Origin of the sequence: Bacteroides faecium, from assembly GCF_012113595.1 — a bacterium.
Classification (GTDB): Bacteria; Bacteroidota; Bacteroidia; order Bacteroidales; family Bacteroidaceae; genus Bacteroides; species Bacteroides faecium.
In genome coordinates, this window is sequence record NZ_CP050831.1 from 4,161,763 (window position 1) to 4,180,114 (window position 18,352).

The window sequence follows — 18,352 nt, forward strand, 5'->3', positions numbered from 1 at the left end:
AATGTTTTTCCTTATAGTGGAATATACTCCACGAATGCTTCCATTGCTTCGTAAGAAGCCAGTCCTAACTGGTCGTACAAAGTAGCTGTACCACGGTTACGGTCTTCACTGCGTTGCCAGAACAAACGTTCGTCGTTACCCAGGAATGGAGCGCTTTCCATCTGAGACTGATGTTTCAGGATAGAGTTGCGTTTTGCACGAAGTTCTTCCGGACTGATAGGCACTGCCATTTCGATGTTTTCAATTTCCCATTCAGCCCACGCACCACGATACATCCAGATACGACAGTCTTTCAACCATTTTGCACCCTCTTCTTTCTCGAGGTCGACAGCTGCAAATACGGCATCTGTACATACACGGTGTGTTCCATGCGGGTCAGCCAAGTCACCGGCTACGAATATCTGATGAGGCTTCACTTCACGGAGCAAGTTACGTACGATTTCCACATCTGCTTCGCTGATAGGATTTTTCTGAATCTTACCTGTTTCGTAGAATGGCAGGTCAAGGAAGTGTACGCGATCCAACGGAATATTATTATAAGAAGAAGCTGTACGGGCTTCACCACGACGAATCAGACCTTTGATAGTCAGAATGTCACGGCTGTCCATATCGCCGTCTTTCTTATTTTTCAAGAAGTTACGTATCTCCGTATACTTCTCATTGATAATCTGATCCTCGCTATTATTGAAAATCTGATTGAATCCGTTGATGAAATGCATGAAACGCACCACTTCTTCATCACCTACGGCGATATTGCCGGAAGTTTCGTAAGCTACATGTACTTCGTGTTTTTGCTCTACCAGACGGCGGAGTGTTCCACCCATGGAGATAACGTCATCATCCGGGTGCGGAGAGAAGATTATCACACGTTTCGGGAACGGTTTGGCGCGTTCGGGACGGTAAGTATCATCGGCATTCGGTTTGCCACCCGGCCATCCGGTGATGGTATGCTGCAAATCATTGAAAATCTTGATATTTACATTGTATGCAGAACCGAAAAGTGCCAACAGCTCACTCAAACCGTTTTCGTTATAGTCCTTATTTGTCAATTTCAAGATAGGCTTGCCTGTCAACTGACATAACCAGACGATGGCGCTGCGGATCAGTTTGTCATTCCATTCGCAGGAAGTTACCAACCACGGACGTTGGATACGTGTCAGGTTCATAGCTGCCGAAAGGTCGAGAGCTACATGCGCGTTGTTGTGAGTTTGCAGATAAGATGCAGGAATTGTGTCAGTGATGGCACCTTCCACACATTCTTTAATCATGGCTGCCTTATTTTCACCCCATGCAAGTAGATAAACCTTCTTTGCACCGAGAATGGTAGCTACACCCATCGTGATAGAGCTGATCGGAGTATTGTCCATCGTTCCGAAAATCTTGGCTGCTTCATTGCGTGATGCATTATCCAGCAAAATCAAACGAGTGGTAGAGTTCAGGCGTGAACCCGGTTCGTTGAATGCGATATTACCTACACGACCGATACCCAGCAAAGCAATATCGATACCGCCAAAGCTTTCGATACGTTGTTCGTACAGACGGCAATATTCAAAGATAGTATCTTTGGCAATGCTTCCGTCCGGAGTGAATATATTCTGCTTGTCGATGTCAATATGATCCAGCAACATGCTTTTCAAAGCATTGAAGTTGCTGTTGACAGCATCGGGAGACAACGGATAATATTCGTACATGTTAAATACGATCACGTTGCGGAAGCTGAGTCCTTCTTCCTTGTGCATGCGGATAAGTTCCGTATATACATGTCTGGGTGAATCGCCGCCAGGCAGTGCCAATACGCAGAAACGTCCTGCTTTTTGTTTTTCGCGGATGGTTTGTGCTATTTCGCGAGCAATGTAGTTAGCGCCTTCTTCTACGGATTCATAGATGTCCGTAGGGATTTTTTCGAGTCTTGTCAAGACTGATTTTTCAAATGCATTCTCCGGTCTGTAGTATCTGGGGGAGACCCGGTGGAGACTGATTTGAGAACTAAGATTTGTTTTCATAAAGTTGTTAATTAAGTTATGTAAGATTAGCGTCCTTACGACTGTATTTTCACGACAAAGATACAAAAGAAGTCTATATTATTAACTACCTACTTCTAGGTATTGTTGTCGTTTCAATCCGTTTTTAACATTTGTTTTGTAGCGTATCCTATAGATGAAATTCGTCGGCATCTTTCCATACCGGAAACTTTTCTCTGAATTGGTTGAGAGAAGCCAGATTGAGCGTTGTCGTAGCTATTCCCTCTTGTCCGTCGGGCAGAGAAGCTACTTCTTCGCCATAAGCCGAGTAAACTTTGCTGCCGCCGTTATATTCCAAGTGATATCCGTCGGTTCCTGTTCTGTTCACACCGCATACATAGCATTGATTCTCGAGCGCACGCGCACGCAGCAGGGTATCCCATGCCAGGCGGCGGGGAATGGGCCAGTTTGCTACATATATTAATAGGTCATATTCGTTGTTTACATTCCGGCTCCATACCGGGAAACGAAGGTCATAGCAGACGAGCAGGCAGATATTCCATCCGTGGTAGGGGATAATAAGCCGTTTGTCACCGGCTGAAAAATGCTCTGCTTCCCGTCCCATGCGGAACAGATGTCGTTTGTCATAATAGAATTCTTCTCCTTCGGGAGTCAGAAAGAAGGCGCGGTTATAAAACTGTCCGTTTTCTGCCGCTATATAACTTCCGCAGATAGCCAGTTGAAATCGTGAAGCCCATTGCTTGAGAACTGTGATTGTCTCGCCGGAGCTTGATTCTGCCAACATTTTGCTCTGCATACTGAATCCGGTAGAGAACATCTCCGGTAAAACAACAATCTCCGTTGTTCCACGGAGGCTTTGCAGCTTTTCGTGGAGCAAACGGAGATTTTCTTGTTTATTTTCCCAAACGATATCGGTTTGTACTATGGAAATACGGATAGACTCCATAATTGAATACCTCTATACTTAATATTTAAAGTTCGCCAAGAGCAAAATTCTCAGGATGTTTTCCTTTGAAATCCTTGAAATAAAGTTTGATTTCTCTCATATCCTTGCTGATATCTCCCGACGGCATGATAGCTTTTGTTGCCGAGATTGTCTTTTTGCTGTAATCAATACCGATTAGAACAATAGGGACCTGAGCCTTCTGGGCGATAAAATAAAAACCTTTCTTCCAATTTGGATTCGCTTTGCGGGTTCCTTCGGGAGTGATAGCCAGGTGGAACTTTTTGCACTCGGCAAAATGGCGGACCATCTGGTCGACTAACGAAGTCTTCCGGCTACGATCTACAGGAATCCCGCCCACTGCTCTGAAAAACAATCCGAGCGGAAAGAAAAACCATTCTTTTTTCATCATGAAACTTGTCTTGCGGCCTAAAGAGCCGTAAAACAGTTTTCCAATAAATAAGTCAAAGTTCGTTGTGTGTGGAGCGGCACATATCACGCATTTATCATAATTAGGTACCGTAACGTTTGTCTTCCACCCTAACAGGCGGTAATAGATAAAGCTATAAATTGCTTTCTTCATTCTTTTTTTAGTTCAATTTTCCTATAGCTTCAATAATCTCGTTTACCTTTGCATTAAAGTCTGCACGGAATTTCTTATAAAAACCTTTCACATTGCCCGGTTCCGTATGGCTGATACGGGTTACAAATTCATCCTGCATCTTCAGTACTTCAGCCATCAACTCATCAGCTTTAGCCTTGTCAGTTCCAGGGATAAACATGGTGTTGATTAAACACTCGGTGAATAATTCTCCTGCGATATAGTTTACGTTCTTTTTGAGTTCTCTTCTACTTGCCATAATCTTTATATTTAATGGTGAATAATAAAAATACTTGCGGTAAAGATAGGCACTTTCTTTGATTCAGGCGAATAAATAATCGAAAAAAACATTATTCAAGCCTGCATCTTCTTGCTGTATCCCTAATTTGATAGGAGATAGCGGGTGAAGGACAACCCTTTTTTAATTCTAATACATAACTGCTTTAATATATAAATCTAATTTAGATTAACTCTATTGATGGGCTATATTATACGGACTAATAATAAGTTCATGAAACCGCTTTCAGCCTTCAGTTTCTTTCAAAATGCTCCATTTCATCGAACGATTTGGCTGAAACCGCCTTTAAAATGAAAAGGATAGCTTTCAGCCTGTTTTTTAGAGCCTTTGTTTACTCCAAACAGAGGGTCTGTTCGACTGAAACAGAGCCTCTGTTTTACACAAATAGAGCCTCTGTTTTCTTTTTGTTTCCATATACACTCTTCGGCTATATTACGCCCGGGCATTAGCGAATGCCAGTCCACGTGTGGGCAGCCTTTTGCCGGCTGCTTAGTAAAGTTCTGCCTACGTGTTAGCAAAGCTTTGCCGGCACATGAGTGAGTACGTGCCTACAAAAAAGATGGCTGAAGGCGAAATGACTCCCTTTCAGGGTGTGCTTTCAGCCGAATCGCCTTCTATTAAGTCGTTTCAACGCTCAAACCAGACCTGAAAGCGACTTTTGTATTATATATTCGGAGGGGTAAAAACAGGTACTTGAATAGGAAAAAACATATAGGAGACTTGTTGGTGACAAGTACTGCATTTAGCCAAATGATATAGGAGAGTTGCGAAAGACAAGTACAAGGTATTTATCGCTGTAGTACTGAGAATTCTTTTACTTTTTTATTTTTATAGCCGTTAAAATCATAAAGTGGCTTATTTTTGTTCTTTCTCTTATAATGTATAATATAAAATAATTTGAGATGCAAAAGATGAGCAAAAATGGATTTAGACGATGTGCGGAGATGTACATCGAGTGTTTAAAGAAAGAAGGACGCTATTCTACGGCGCATGTCTACAAGAATGCACTGTTATCGTTCACTACGTTTTGCGGTACACTGAATGTATCGTTCAGCCAAATAACCCGGGAGCGTTTACGTTGCTACGGGCAGTATCTTTATGAATGTGGCTTGAAGCCTAATACGGTTTCTACGTATATGCGCATGCTTCGCAGCATTTATAATAAGGGTGTGGAATCGGGAAGTGCGCCTTATGTGCACCGGTTGTTTCGTGAAGTCTATACTGGAGTAGATATTCGGCAAAAGAAAGCCTTACCCGTTGCCGAGCTACACAGGCTTTTGTATGAGGATCCCAAATCAGAACGTTTACGGCATACACAAGTTGTCGCTGCTTTGATGTTTCAGTTTTGTGGAATGTCATTTGCTGATTTGGCTCATTTGGAAAAATCTTCTTTAGACAGGAATGTGCTACGGTATAATCGTATCAAGACCAAAACTCCTATGAGTGTGGAAGTGCTCGATACTGCGAAAGAGATGATTAATCAACTTCGAAATAATCATGTGGCGCTTTCCGGCTGTCCCGATTATCTATTTGATATTCTGTCCGGCGACAAGAAACGGAAAGATGAAAGGACCTATCGGGAATATCAGTCTGCACTTCGAAAGTTTAATAACCGCTTGAAGGATTTGGCAAGGGCGCTTCATCTGAACTCTCCCGTGTCCTCTTATACATTTCGTCACTCTTGGGCAACAACTGCCAAATATCGCGGAGTGCCTATTGAAATGATAAGTGAATCGTTAGGTCATAAATCTATAAAAACAACACAAATCTATCTGAAAGGCTTCAATTTGCAAGAACGTACAGAAATAAACAAAATGAATTTATCTTACGTCAAAAATTGCTATGTAGGTAGATGGTAAAAATGTAAAGTGTTAGTAACCAATGATAAAATATGTCTGTTACTTCTTAGGTAACAGAAATTAATCTGGCGCAAAGATAGATAAAAAAAGAAATAGCAAACAAATATTCTTCCATTTTTTTTCGTTTTATCTGAAACATAGGGCAAAAAAATATATGAACATGAAATAAACTAATCTTCATGCCCTGCCATTCCTTAGCTTTAAATTTAAAAGAATCTCTGCCTTCACTAAGGTCTGAAAACCTTTTCCTCTACATTTGTCGATGTTTTTCTTTATTTTCATTCCGGTTGGTTTCGATTGTGTGTATTCTGTTACCTAAGAAGTAACAGAAAATAGAATAGTAAAAATAGTAGATTAATCGGTTATCTGGTAAATCTCTATTGGGGAACAACATACAAATAACAATGGAACAAACTAAAGCGGTTTTCAAAGATAAGCCTCTTATCTTATTAAAAGGCATTATTCTACTTCTGATTTTCATTCTGACGACCAGTTTGGCTCGTGCACAATATTCCTTGGGAACAACGGGACAATTGATGATACCCACTGCCGAGATGCAGGAAACCGGTACATTTATGGGAGGAGCAAACTTTCTTCCCGAACAGGTAACTCCTTCCGTTTTCAGCTTTCCCACTATGAATTACTTCGTGGATATGACCTTGTTCTCTTTTATAGAATTTACTTATCGGATGACATTACTCAAAATGACAACTGCTACGGGGAGAACAGGTTATCACAATCAAGACCGCTCCAATACTATCCGTATCCGCCCGATAAAGGAAAGCCGTTACATTCCGGCTGTTGTGGTAGGCGCGGATGATCTTCTGACTGAAGGAGCAACTCCGTATTGGGGAGCTTATTACGGTGTACTTACTAAAACAATCAGATTTCGTTCGGGACATCAACTGGCGGTTACGGCAGGTTGGTATTTTCATCAAGGCGACAAGCCTGTATATAATGAAGGGCCTTTCGGAGGAATTCGTTATACTCCCTCTTTTTGCAGGGAACTGAAATTCATGGCGGAATATGATACGCATGGTTGGAACATCGGTGCCACTATGCGCTTTTGGAAACATTTGTCCGTCAATGTGTTTACCCGCGAATTTACATGCGTGTCTGCCGGTTTACGGTATGAATGTACATTAATACATTAAATGAAGATGAAAAGAATAGTTGGCATAATATGTATTTTTCTCTGTGGAGGGATTTCATTACATGCGCAGTCCGTCCGTGTGACCGGAGCTTTGAAGGAACTGGAGATGGAGAATATCTCTGTTGTAGAGAAAAGTGACACGATAACTGCGGCTTTTGAGACTTCTGTATATAGAGGAGCTTATAATGGAATCGGTATTGCCATACGTCATTTGATTGTCATGCCGGAAGTACAGACTTTGCAGTTGGTTATATTGGATAATGCAATCCCTCAATTATGCATAACTCTTCCTGCAGAACTGATTGAAAAGTATCAGTCCGGTGAATGTACGTTGGATGAAGTGTATCGTGATATGGGAATGACAACCTCTACCGGAACTGCCATGCATCACTTGAAAGGTGCGAAACGGGAAGACAGTACTTTCGGCAAAGTGGATTTGGTGTTATATCCCGGTGTGATGCTGGTCAATAATGTAACTTATAAATTGTATAAGGCAGCTCTTGACTTACAACCCGCCCTGGAGATGCAATTGTGGAAGGGAGCTTCACTACGGATGCAAGTCTGCCTGCCTATTGTGAATAATGAAGACGGAAAGTGGGATTGTGTTCGTTTGGGATTCATGACTTTACGCCAGGACTTCCGACTGGCTGACCATTGGAAAGGACATCTTACCGGTGGTAATTTTTCGGATGATCGCATGGGACTTGCTGCGGGAGTCGGCTATTTTTCATCGAATGGTCGTTGGACGGTGGAAGGTGAAGGAGGAATTACGGGCTCTTCGCATTTCTATGGTAGCGACTGGAAGATGAGTAAGTGGAAAAGAGTTAACGGACGGCTTAGTGTAGGGTATTATGTGCCGGAAGTGAATACGCAGCTAAGAGTGGAAGGAGCCCGTTTTATTTATGGGGATTATGGAATATGTGGAACGCTTTCACGTTATTTCGGTGAATATATTGTAGGTATATATGGTATGTATACGGATGGAGCAAAGAATGCCGGTTTTAACTTCTCTATTCCATTGCCGGGAAAGAAACGCAAGCGTCATGCGTTGCGGGTGATGCTCCCCGAGTATTTTGCTTTTCAGTACGATATGCGTAGTGGAAATGAATATGCCCACCGTTCGTTGGGTGAAAGCTATAATACCGAACCTAAGTCTGCCGGGAATTCACGTTTTTGGCAGCCGGATTATATCCGTTATTATTTGATTAGAACGAGTGAGAAATGAAACATGATTGATAAATGAACTTGTATTTTAAACAAAATTGAAACATTATGAAAAGTGTAAAATGGTTGTATGTAAGCGCCTTGGCGATAGCCTTTGGCATGTTATCTTTTGGTACGATTGCTTGTCACGACGATGATGACGATCCCAAACCGGAAGAAGGAGAAGTAATTGAAACTCCGAAACCGGTGGTGGAGTATTACATCATGGGTACTGTAACTTCAAAAGGGGTAGGAAAGAATGGGGTGACAGTCAAAGTCGGTGATAAGAATTGCACGACGGATGCGGATGGTAAGTTCTCTGTAACGGAAAGTAACGTGGGAACTTATGAAGTGTCTGTTGCTCCTAACGGTTATCTCTCTCAGAAAACTTCTGTGACAATAGCTGATAATGCGGAAAATCGTAGTGTGCTGACAGTGGCTTTCGCTTTGACAGAAGAGAGCCAGAAAACAGAAGTGAAATTGGACGAAATGGACGAACCAGTTAAGATAGAAGATTCTAGTGCGTCGAATGAGGCTATTCCTACAAAAACAGAAGATTTTGGAAAGGTTGAACCGGAGAACGTTGTTGAGGATATACCTCTTGCAAAAGTGGAAATGGAGATCCCCAAAGGTGCCATTAAAGAAGAAAACCAGACTGTAAGTGGAATTGTGGATGATGGCAAAGTAGAAATTAGTGTAACTACATTTGTTCCTGCTCCCCAAGAAGTTGTTACCGAAGTTGAACCAGCTAAAGAAGAGAGTGTAGATAAGGGGATTCCTTTGGCTGCTGCGCAATTTAAACCTGATGGCTTGCAGTTTGAAAAAGAAAATCCTGTTATTATTTCTATTCCTAATCCTATTCCGGGCATAGCTTTTCCTGACGATTATATGCAACTTACTTATCTGAATCCAGAATCTGGAAAATGGGAAGTAGAAAGACAGGAAGATAATAAAAAAGTAGAGGTTTCTTTGGATGATAATAACAATTATAAGGCTCCTGTTACACACTTCTCTGCCTATGCAATAGAAAATATCGTGAATAGTAAGATTGAAAAAGAAGTAATTCAGAAAGATGAAGCTCTAGGACAGGCAAGCCGTGATAATAGCGAGAATGCAAAAGCCGTGACAGGCATCGTCTTGAAATATACAGAAAAGGCTGGTTGGGACTATGTCGGTGATATTGCCCAGATTATAAAGAACGCATTAGGAAGTGACGCTCCGGAAGCAACTGTTAACGCAATGGCTGCTTACCTAAAAACTCGTATGTACTCATTAATGGGCTCAACATCCGGAATTGTTACAACTGAACGTACATATAATACAGTAAATGTAAATGGTTACACCGAGATGAATTATACTTGTTACGCTAAGACCCGTACGACTACATTGACGACAAAAGTTATATATAACGGGCAGACAAAAACAATATCTATCTCCGCTAAACGCTATACAGGTACTGACCAACAATATAAAACAGTAACTTATAATCCGACACATAGCGGAGGTAAGGGAGGTAGTATTTAAAATCTAATTGGAGATAAGCAGGGCCCTAAATTCATTTGTAGCAATGAATCCCTGCTTTACGCTGATTAGGAAAGTATACAGAGGTACATCATTCCTAATTTGGCCCGTGCATCAGATTTTATTTTGATGCATATTTCCCAAAATATCAACTGTCTGTGAAGATCGTTGATATAATTTTAGATACTGTCTGTCGGACTAATCTAGGTACGATAAGTTTTTAAGATTTAATTTTTAAGATAAAACCCTTTTGAACATGCCCCTTCACTAATAAACCCTTTGGGGCATGTTCATATAGAGTATAGAAGGAGGAAGTCGCTGTGAAGCGGTTTCCTCTTTTGTCTTGAATGACAACGCAGTGTTACTTTAGAAATAATATCCCAAATTCACAAAGCAACTCCCCTTATCCGTCTGATTGGAATATCCCAATGATATTTCCAGCGGTCCGAAGATGCTGTCCATTCCATAGCCTGCGCTGATACCGAATAATTGTTTACCTTTCAAAATCTCAAAGAAATTGCTTTCCGTTAGTCCATAATTCCCTGTCAGGGTGAGGTAATGAATAGAACCCATGCGCTGTCTGAATTTTACGGACGCAATCATGAGAGTGTTGTCCATCAACTCCAGATTATTGACTCCTGCAAATGGCAATTGCTGTGGAATATAGAAACCGGGTACTTCGCCACCAATCGCATTTTGTAAAGGATATGGAAATCCTTTTCCAATCAAGATACGTCCGTAAATGGAAGGAATGACGGAAAAACGACGGGTGATGGGAATGACACTTGCCCACGAAGCGCTCAATGCTGAAAACGGGGCATGTTCGTTGTATTGTGCCATGTTATCCGTATAGAGTGAGTAGGCGGCTTTGAAGTCACTTCCCTTGGCGGGGAAATATCCCTTGTCGTAAGTATTATACTGCACTTGCGCAAAGTAACTCAGAAAATGCTCGGATTCTACGTCCAAACCAATAAATTCCGGTTTCTTGAACAGGAAATCCTTGTATTTGTAATACTCGAAACGGAGTCCGAGCCCGAAGCGGAAATTCTTGTACCATACGTCGGAGAAACCAAATTCGGCTAAATGATACTTATAAGTAGTATTATAGGCACGGTCGCCTTCCTCGTATATGTTGATATCATTGTATTGGAACATGTACGAGAAGTTAAAATTGCGCTGTTGCATCGGTTCGAGCGTATAATCTATACGGGCGGCATACCGTTTACCCAATCGTCCGGTAAGGGACAGGCGGGACGGAATATGGGTTTTGAGGTCTGCCGTTGCATTGAGCAGTAGAGACGCGATTTCTTCCGAATCGAAACGAATCCCCAAATTGATTCTTTTTTCATATTTCGCCTGCAACAGAAAGTTAAGGTGGTAGCCTTCGGGAGTCTCGGTCAATGTATAGCTGGCACTGGAATAAGACTGGCTTCCGCGTAACTGGAACAAGGCTTGTTCTATCTGTTGGGTGGAGATGTCGCTGTTTTCTTTCAAATTACACTTCTTCATCAACCATTTCTTGTCGTCGACTTCCACACCGGTGAAGGAAATGTCCGTTACATAGACAGTGCGTACATTAGAAAGAGAAGAGTAGGGCCCATGTTGTTTGGGTTTATAATCATCCGTTATCCCTATTTTCTTTTTCAAGGCAAGCAGGGAATTCCATTGTTCCCTTGCCGCTTCTTCACCTCTTCGCATCAAGCTATCGATGGCGGCAGGAGTGAAACTGGCGGAAGAATAGCCTTCCACATTCACACGGATGTAAGTATCTGTGAGGTCTACATTCTTTTCATGGTTCGTCTGGCAGGTAATATCTACAATCTGTCCTAGAATATCGGGAACGCTATTTAGTTTATCTGCTGTTTTCAAAGCATTTTGCACATCAACCCCGATAATAATATCAGCTCCCATTGCCTTTACTACATCGGCCGGATAATTATTGACAATGCCACCGTCCACCAATACCATGCTATCTTGCCGTACCGGGGTGAATGCGCCGGGAATAGCCATACTGGCACGCATGGCGGTAGAAAGTATCCCGTCCCGGAATACAATCTGATCTCCGTTTACGATATCAGCCGCTACACAAGCAAAGGGAATGGGAAGTTTATTGAAGTCGATAGAATCATGATACCCCATCGTCAGGTCCGAGAATAAATTCGCAAGATTCTGCCCTTTCATAATTCCCCCTGCAACTGCGTCTTTGGGAGTTTTGGTAAAAGGTACGGAGATGACGTACTTCTCGGAACGTTCACGGTCGGTCAATGACATCGTGCTTCGTTTGACACGGTCACTGAGCAGGAATGTCCAGTTCTGTTTCCGTACCATACTGTCCAGTTGTTCCGGCGTGTAGCCGATGGCGTAAAGACCGCCCACGATAGCACCCATACTGGTTCCGGCTATGTAGTCAATAGGGATTCCAGCTTCCTCAATCACTTTCAATGCTTTGATGTGCGCCATTCCTTTGGCGCCGCCACCGCTCAAAACTACTCCCACCTTTTTGCGTTGCTCCTGTGAATGCAAAGAAAAAGGCAATAAGATGCAGATTGACAAAACTAATGTTGAAAAGATTTGTTTTTTCATTAGGACATGGTCTAGTGTTGTTGTTTTTATTATAATACAAATGTAGGGCATAATTTGTTTAGTTGTTGAAATGCGAATTAAAAAAAATGTTCCAAAAGTCGGAATTGTGGATTATTTCTACACATCACCCGGCAAATTCCACATTTATACATCCGGTATGACGGAATATAAAAGGCTGAACGCCAGTAAATAGGTAGAATAAGGAGTTTTGGCATGAGAATTGCATAAAAAGGAGTATAGAACAAACATAAGTTAAATTTAATAATAAGATTCGATATGAGATTATTCTTTTCGAAACATGAGTTGAAACTGAGGAGAAAGAGAACCATTGCTGCTATTATCTGTGTGGTAGTTGTGTTGGGCGTGTATTGGATACTGACCCGACCTCAGAAGGCTGAGCCGGAGATGCCGACAGTCATTGTTGAACCGGTAGTGAAAGACGATGTAGAAATATATGGGGAATATGTGGGACGTATCCGCGCCCAGCAGTTCGTCGAAGTACGTGCCCGTGTGGAAGGCTATCTGGAGAATATGCTTTTTGCCGAAGGTACGTATGTAAATAAGAACCAGGTCTTATTTGTGATTAACCAGGACCAGTATCGTGCCAAAGCAGATAAAGCCAGAGCCCAGTTGAAAAAAGACGAGGCGCAGGCTTTGAAAGCGGACCGTGACTTGAAACGTATCCGTCCTTTGTTTGAACAGAACGCTGCGAGCCAGTTGGACTTGGATAATGCGGAAGCTGCCTATGAGAGTGCGGAAGCAACCGTAGCGATGAGTGAAGCAGACTTGGCACAGGCGGAACTTGAATTGGGGTATACCATTGTTCGTTCGCCCCTGGCCGGACATATCAGTGAAAGAAATGTGGACTTGGGTACATTGGTCGGTCCCGGCGGAAAATCATTGCTTGCTACCATTGTGAAGAGTGATACGGTGCTGGTAGACTTTAATATGACGGCACTTGATTATCTAAAGAGTAAGGAAAGAAACATTAATTTGGGACAGCAGGATTCCACCCGTTCCTGGCAGCCGAATATTACTATTACATTGGCTGATAACACCGTTTATCCATATAAAGGTTATGTAGACTTTGCCGAGCCGCAGGTCGACCCGCAGACCGGTACTTTCTCCGTTCGTGCGGAAATGCCTAATCCGAAACAAGTATTATTGCCCGGACAGTTTACGAAAGTGAAATTACTGTTGGATGTCCGTGAGGGTGCGCTTGTTGTTCCTATGAAAGCGGTTACCATCGAAAAGGGTGGAGCTTATATTTATACTATGCGTAAGGATAATACGGCAGAAAAACGTTTTATCGAATTGGGACCTGAAGTAGGGAATAATGTAGTGGTGGAAAGAGGACTGGCAGAAGGAGAAATGGTTGTTGTAGAAGGCTTCCATAAATTGACTCCGGGGATGAAAGTACGGGTAAGCCAGCCGGATGTAGAAGCCGGAGATAGTATAGTAACGACAAAAAATGAAGTAGTTGGGGTAGAAGACAGTACTACCGGAATGAAGGATAACGCGAAAGGAGAATAGACGATGAAAGTTACTTTTTTTATAGACAGGCCGGTCTTTTCGGCTGTAATCTCCATCGTGATTGTAATTGTTGGCATTATCGGTCTGACAATGCTTCCGGTGGATCAATATCCGCAGATTACGCCCCCGGTGGTGAAAATCAGCGCATCCTACCCCGGCGCGAGTGCGCTTACCGTGTCACAAGCGGTAGCCACCCCGATTGAGCAGGAAATTAACGGTACGCCGGGGATGCTTTATATGGAATCGACCAGTTCCAACTCCGGTGGTTTTTCGGCAACGGTTACGTTCGATGTTTCTGCCGATCCGGATTTGGCGGCTGTTGAGATTCAGAACCGTGTGAAGTTGGCGGAATCCCGTTTGCCGGCGGAAGTGATTCAGAATGGTATTTCAGTAGAAAAGCAGGCTCCCAGTCAGTTGATGACTCTCTGTCTGACTTCTACCGACCCGAAGTTCGACGAAATTTATTTGAGTAACTTTGCTACAATCAACGTGCTCGATGTGATTCGTCGTATTCCGGGAGTAGGGCGTGTCTCGAATATCGGTAGCCGTTACTATGCGATGCAGATATGGGCACAACCCGATAAACTGGCAAATTTCGGACTGACCGTACAGGATTTGCAGAATGCATTGAAAGACCAGAACCGTGAATCGGCGGCAGGTGTGCTCGGACAACAACCGGTGCAGGGATTGGATATTACGATTCCTATTACGACACAGGGACGTCTTTCCACAGTCGGACAGTTTGAAGATATTGTGGTGCGTGCCAATGCGAACGGTTCCATCATCCGATTGAAAGATGTGGCGCGTGTATCACTGGAAGCTTCTTCTTATAATACGGAGAGTGGTATCAACGGTGAAAATGCCGCTATACTTGGCATTTATATGTTGCCGGGCGCCAATGCTATGGAAGTTGCCGGGAGAGTGAAAGAAGCGATGAATGAGATTAGCAAAAACTTTCCCGAAGGATTAAGCTATGAGATTCCGTTTGATATGACGACTTATATTTCCGAATCAATTCATGAAGTATATAAGACGTTGTTTGAAGCATTGGCATTGGTGGTGCTTGTTGTTTATCTGTCCTTACAGAGTTGGCGTGCAACGCTGATTCCGGTAGTGGCAGTACCTATTTCATTAATTGGCACTTTCGGGTTTATGCTGATTTTCGGTTTCTCACTGAATATCCTGACATTGCTCGGATTAATCCTTGCCATCGGTATCGTTGTTGATGATGCGATTGTGGTAGTGGAAGGCGTGGAGCATATTATGGAAACGGAAAAGTTGAGCCCTTACGAAGCCACAAAGAAAGCAATGACCGGGCTGTCAAGTGCATTGATTGCCACTTCGCTGGTTTTGGCGGCAGTATTTGTTCCGGTTAGTTTTCTGAGTGGAATAACGGGACAGCTATACCGTCAGTTTACGGTGACGATTGTGGTGTCCGTGCTTATCTCTACGGTGGTGGCGTTGACACTTAGTCCTGTCATGTGTTCTCTGATATTAAAGCCGGATAGTGGAAAAAAGAAAAATATTGTTTTCAGGAAAATCAATGAATGGCTGGGCATTGGCAGCAATAAATATGTAGCTGCCGTAACCCGTACTATCAAACATCCACGTCGGGTATTGAGTGCTTTCGGAATGGTATTGATTGCGATTTTGCTGATTCACCGTTTTATTCCGACCAGTTTTCTGCCGGTAGAAGACCAGGGATATTTCAAGATTGAACTCGAATTGCCTGAGGGAGCTACTTTGGAACGTACGCGCATCGTAACAGAACGTGCCATTGCTTACTTGGAAAAGAATCCATATATCGAATATATACAGAATGTGACGGGAAGCAGCCCGCGTGTAGGAAGCAACCAGGGACGTGCCGAACTGACGGTTATTCTCAAGCCTTGGGAAGAACGCAAGAACACCAGTATTGAAAAGATAATGGATACGGTGGAAAAGCACCTCAGGGAATACCCGGAATGTAAAGTTTATCTTTCCACTCCGCCGGTAATACCGGGATTGGGTAGCTCGGGTGGTTTTGAAATGCAGTTGGAAGCCCGTGGCGAAGCAACTTTTGATAATTTGGTGGATGCGGCGGATACATTGATGTATTACGCGTCCAAGCGCAAGGAACTGGCAGGTTTGTCCTCTTCCCTGCAATCGGAGATACCGCAACTCTACTTTGATGTAGACCGTGACAAAGTGAAGATGCTGGGTGTACCTTTGGCCGATGTGTTTTCTACAATGAAAGCCTATACCGGTTCGGTGTACGTGAATGACTTTAATATGTTCAACCGTATATATAAGGTATATATCCAGGCGGAAGCTCCTTATCGTGAACATAAGGATAATATCAATTTATTTTTTGTGAAGGCGTCCAATGGAGCTATGGTGCCGCTGACTTCTTTAGGAAACGCGTCCTATACCACAGGACCGGGCAGTATCAAGCGTTTTAATATGTTTACTGCAGCCGTCATTCGCGGAGCAGCTGCGCAAGGATACAGTTCCGGACAGGCTATGGAGATAATGGAGCAGATTGCCCGTGACCATCTTCCCGATAATATCGGTTTGGAATGGAGTGGACTTTCTTATCAGGAAAAGCAGGCTGGCGGTCAGACAGGTATGGTGATGGCGTTAGTGTTCCTGTTTGTTTTTCTTTTCCTTGCCGCACAATATGAGAGTTGGACAGTGCCTATCGCGGTATTGCTTTCTTTGCCGGTTGCCGCTTTGGGAGCCTATTTGGGAGTTTGGATTTGCGGGTTGGAAAACGATATTTATTTCCAAATCGGATTGGTAATGTTGGTAGGGCTTGCCGCCAAGAATGCGATTCTGATTGTAGAGTTTGCCAAGGTACAGGTGGATAAGGGAGAAGATTTGGTGCAGTCGGCCATTTATGCAGCCCGGTTGCGTTTCCGTCCGATTCTGATGACATCCCTTGCGTTCGTTCTTGGTATGCTTCCGATGGTATTGGCAAGCGGTCCCGGTTCGGCAAGCCGGCAGGCAATTGGTACGGGTGTATTCTTCGGAATGATATTTGCCATTGTATTCGGTATCATTCTCGTACCGTTCTTCTTTGTGATGGTATATAAGACGAAGTCGAAAATCTTAAGACATAAGAAATAATGAAACGAAAGAAACTATATATTGCTGTCTTATTGCTTGCAGGAGTCTTGACTTCCTGCAAGGTAGGAAAAAGCTATGTCCGTCCCGACCTTCATCTGCCCGATAGTCTGGCGCAACATCAGGATTCAGCCAGCTTCGGCGACCAGGATTGGAAAGATATATACACGGATTCTACTTTGCGAAGCTTGATAGAACGTGCATTGAATCATAATAAAGATATGCTGATAGCCGCCGCCCGTGTGCAGGAAATGGCTGCTCAGAAACGAATCTCTACCGCGGCACTGCTACCGGACATTAAAGGGAAAGTGACCGCAGAACGTGAACTGGAGAATCATGGGGGAGATGCTTTCAAGAGATCGGATACGTTCGAAGCCCAGTTCCTGGTTTCGTGGGAACTCGACCTTTGGGGAAACTTGCGTTGGGCGCGTTCCGCCAGTGTTGCCGAATACCTGCAATCCATAGAAGCGCAACGGGCACTTAGGATGACGATTGTAGCGGAAGTGGCACAGGCTTATTATGAACTGGTGGCTTTGGATACGGAACTGGATATTGTAAAACAGACTTTGAAAGCCCGTGAAGAAGGTGTCCGCCTGGCGCGTATCCGTTTTGCCGGGGGATTGACTTCAGAGACTTCTTACCGTCAGTCACAAGTGGAATTGGCGCGTACGGCAACATTAGTGCCGGACTTGGAACGTAAAATCTCTCTGAAAGAAAACGATATTGCTTTTCTTGCAGGTGAGTATCCTAACAAGATAGCCCGTTCCCGTTTGCTTCAGGAGTTCAATTCTCCGAAGATGCTGCCGGTAGGCTTACCGTCCACTTTGTTGGAACGTCGTCCCGACGTTCGCCAAGCAGAACAGAAATTGATTGCCGCCAATGCGAAAGTGGGAGTGGCTTATACGAATATGTTCCCTCGCCTGGCACTGACCGGTGGTTTCGGTACGGAAAGTACTTCTCTGTCCAGCCTCTTGAAATCTCCCTATGCCGTTATGGAAGGAGCTCTGTTGACTCCTATCTTTGGTTGGGGCAAGAATCGTGCGGCACTGAAAGCGAAGAAAGCGGCTTATGAAGCCGAAGTACACAATTATGAGAAGTCTGTATTACAAGCCTTTAAGGAAACACGCAACGCAATTGTAAATTTCAATAAGATAAAAGAGGTATATGAGCTTCGAGCCAACCTTGAACGTTCGGCGAAGAGTTACATGGATCTTGCGCAACTTCAATACATTAATGGCGTTATCAATTATCTGGATGTGCTGGATGCCCAGCGTGGATACTTCGATGCCCAGATTGGTTTGAGCAATGCGATTCGTGACGAGTTGATTACTGTCGTGCAACTTTATAAAGCTTTAGGTGGTGGTTGGAAAAATGATTAGAAGTATAGTATTTCAAATGTTCCGAATAATCGAAATCAGAAGTTGAGACTTACGGATAAGGGCAGACAACTTATTTCATGAGAGTGTTTTGATAGTATTGAAATGTTTCATATTCAAGATACTCTAGCCAATTTTTTGATCTGCTTTTTGGAGAATGAATAATGCAGTGTTATGAACTTTTTGTATGAAAAG

Annotated in this window: 12 protein-coding genes; 7 read left to right on the plus strand and 5 right to left on the minus strand. The window is 43.3% G+C overall.

What is annotated here, in order from left to right; all coding sequences use genetic code 11:
• Positions 1–11 precede the first annotated feature (11 nt).
• The 4 genes from BacF7301_RS15135 to BacF7301_RS15150 form a co-directional block, all read right to left on the minus strand.
• Entirely contained in the window at positions 12–2,003 is a 1,992-nt protein-coding gene (locus BacF7301_RS15135) for a glucosamine-6-phosphate deaminase (protein ID WP_167964041.1), read from the minus strand.
• A gap of 148 nt (positions 2,004–2,151) precedes the next feature.
• Positions 2,152–2,928 carry an amidohydrolase gene (locus BacF7301_RS15140; protein ID WP_167964043.1) on the minus strand — a complete coding sequence of 259 codons (777 nt, stop codon included), beginning with the start codon at positions 2,926–2,928 and terminating at the stop codon, positions 2,152–2,154.
• A 25-nt stretch (positions 2,929–2,953) separates the two neighbouring features.
• Positions 2,954–3,508, minus strand: coding sequence for a 1-acyl-sn-glycerol-3-phosphate acyltransferase (locus BacF7301_RS15145; RefSeq protein ID WP_167964045.1), 555 nt, complete (start codon positions 3,506–3,508; stop codon positions 2,954–2,956).
• A gap of 7 nt (positions 3,509–3,515) precedes the next feature.
• Complete coding sequence (locus BacF7301_RS15150) at positions 3,516–3,785, minus strand: hypothetical protein (protein WP_073348315.1); 270 nt, start codon at positions 3,783–3,785, stop codon at positions 3,516–3,518.
• Positions 3,786–4,726: 941 nt separating this feature from the next.
• Here BacF7301_RS15150 and BacF7301_RS15155 point away from each other — a divergent pair.
• The 4 genes from BacF7301_RS15155 to BacF7301_RS15170 all read left to right on the plus strand — a co-directional run bounded on the left by BacF7301_RS15155 (position 4,727) and on the right by BacF7301_RS15170 (position 9,563).
• Complete coding sequence (locus tag BacF7301_RS15155; RefSeq protein ID WP_167964047.1) at positions 4,727–5,683, plus strand: tyrosine-type DNA invertase cluster 3b; 957 nt, start codon at positions 4,727–4,729, stop codon at positions 5,681–5,683.
• 404 nt (positions 5,684–6,087) lie between these two features.
• Positions 6,088–6,837, plus strand: a complete 750-nt coding sequence (locus BacF7301_RS15160; RefSeq protein ID WP_167964049.1) for a YjbH domain-containing protein — start codon at positions 6,088–6,090, stop codon at positions 6,835–6,837.
• A gap of 6 nt (positions 6,838–6,843) precedes the next feature.
• Entirely contained in the window at positions 6,844–8,061 is a 1,218-nt protein-coding gene (locus tag BacF7301_RS15165; protein WP_167964051.1) for a YjbH domain-containing protein, read from the plus strand.
• A gap of 47 nt (positions 8,062–8,108) precedes the next feature.
• The gene (locus BacF7301_RS15170; protein ID WP_167964053.1) at positions 8,109–9,563 is read left to right on the plus strand and encodes a carboxypeptidase regulatory-like domain-containing protein; all 1,455 of its coding nucleotides are present in this window, start codon (positions 8,109–8,111) and stop codon (positions 9,561–9,563) included.
• A gap of 363 nt (positions 9,564–9,926) precedes the next feature.
• Here the strand turns inward: BacF7301_RS15170 and BacF7301_RS15175 are convergent, their stop codons facing one another.
• Positions 9,927–12,143 (minus strand): patatin-like phospholipase family protein, encoded by a 2,217-nt coding sequence (locus tag BacF7301_RS15175; RefSeq protein WP_167964055.1) that lies wholly within the window; start codon positions 12,141–12,143, stop codon positions 9,927–9,929.
• Positions 12,144–12,419: 276 nt separating this feature from the next.
• Between BacF7301_RS15175 and BacF7301_RS15180 the strand changes: the two genes are divergently transcribed.
• From BacF7301_RS15180 to BacF7301_RS15190, 3 genes are read left to right on the plus strand one after another with little or no spacing between them, the layout of a single operon-like run.
• Positions 12,420–13,676 (plus strand): efflux RND transporter periplasmic adaptor subunit, encoded by a 1,257-nt coding sequence (locus tag BacF7301_RS15180; RefSeq protein ID WP_167964057.1) that lies wholly within the window; start codon positions 12,420–12,422, stop codon positions 13,674–13,676.
• 3 nt (positions 13,677–13,679) lie between these two features.
• Positions 13,680–16,784, plus strand: coding sequence for an efflux RND transporter permease subunit (locus BacF7301_RS15185; protein WP_167964059.1), 3,105 nt, complete (start codon positions 13,680–13,682; stop codon positions 16,782–16,784).
• Complete coding sequence (locus BacF7301_RS15190) at positions 16,784–18,160, plus strand: efflux transporter outer membrane subunit (protein ID WP_167964061.1); 1,377 nt, start codon at positions 16,784–16,786, stop codon at positions 18,158–18,160. Before BacF7301_RS15185 ends, BacF7301_RS15190 begins: the two co-directional genes overlap by 1 nt.
• Positions 18,161–18,352 lie beyond the last annotated feature (192 nt).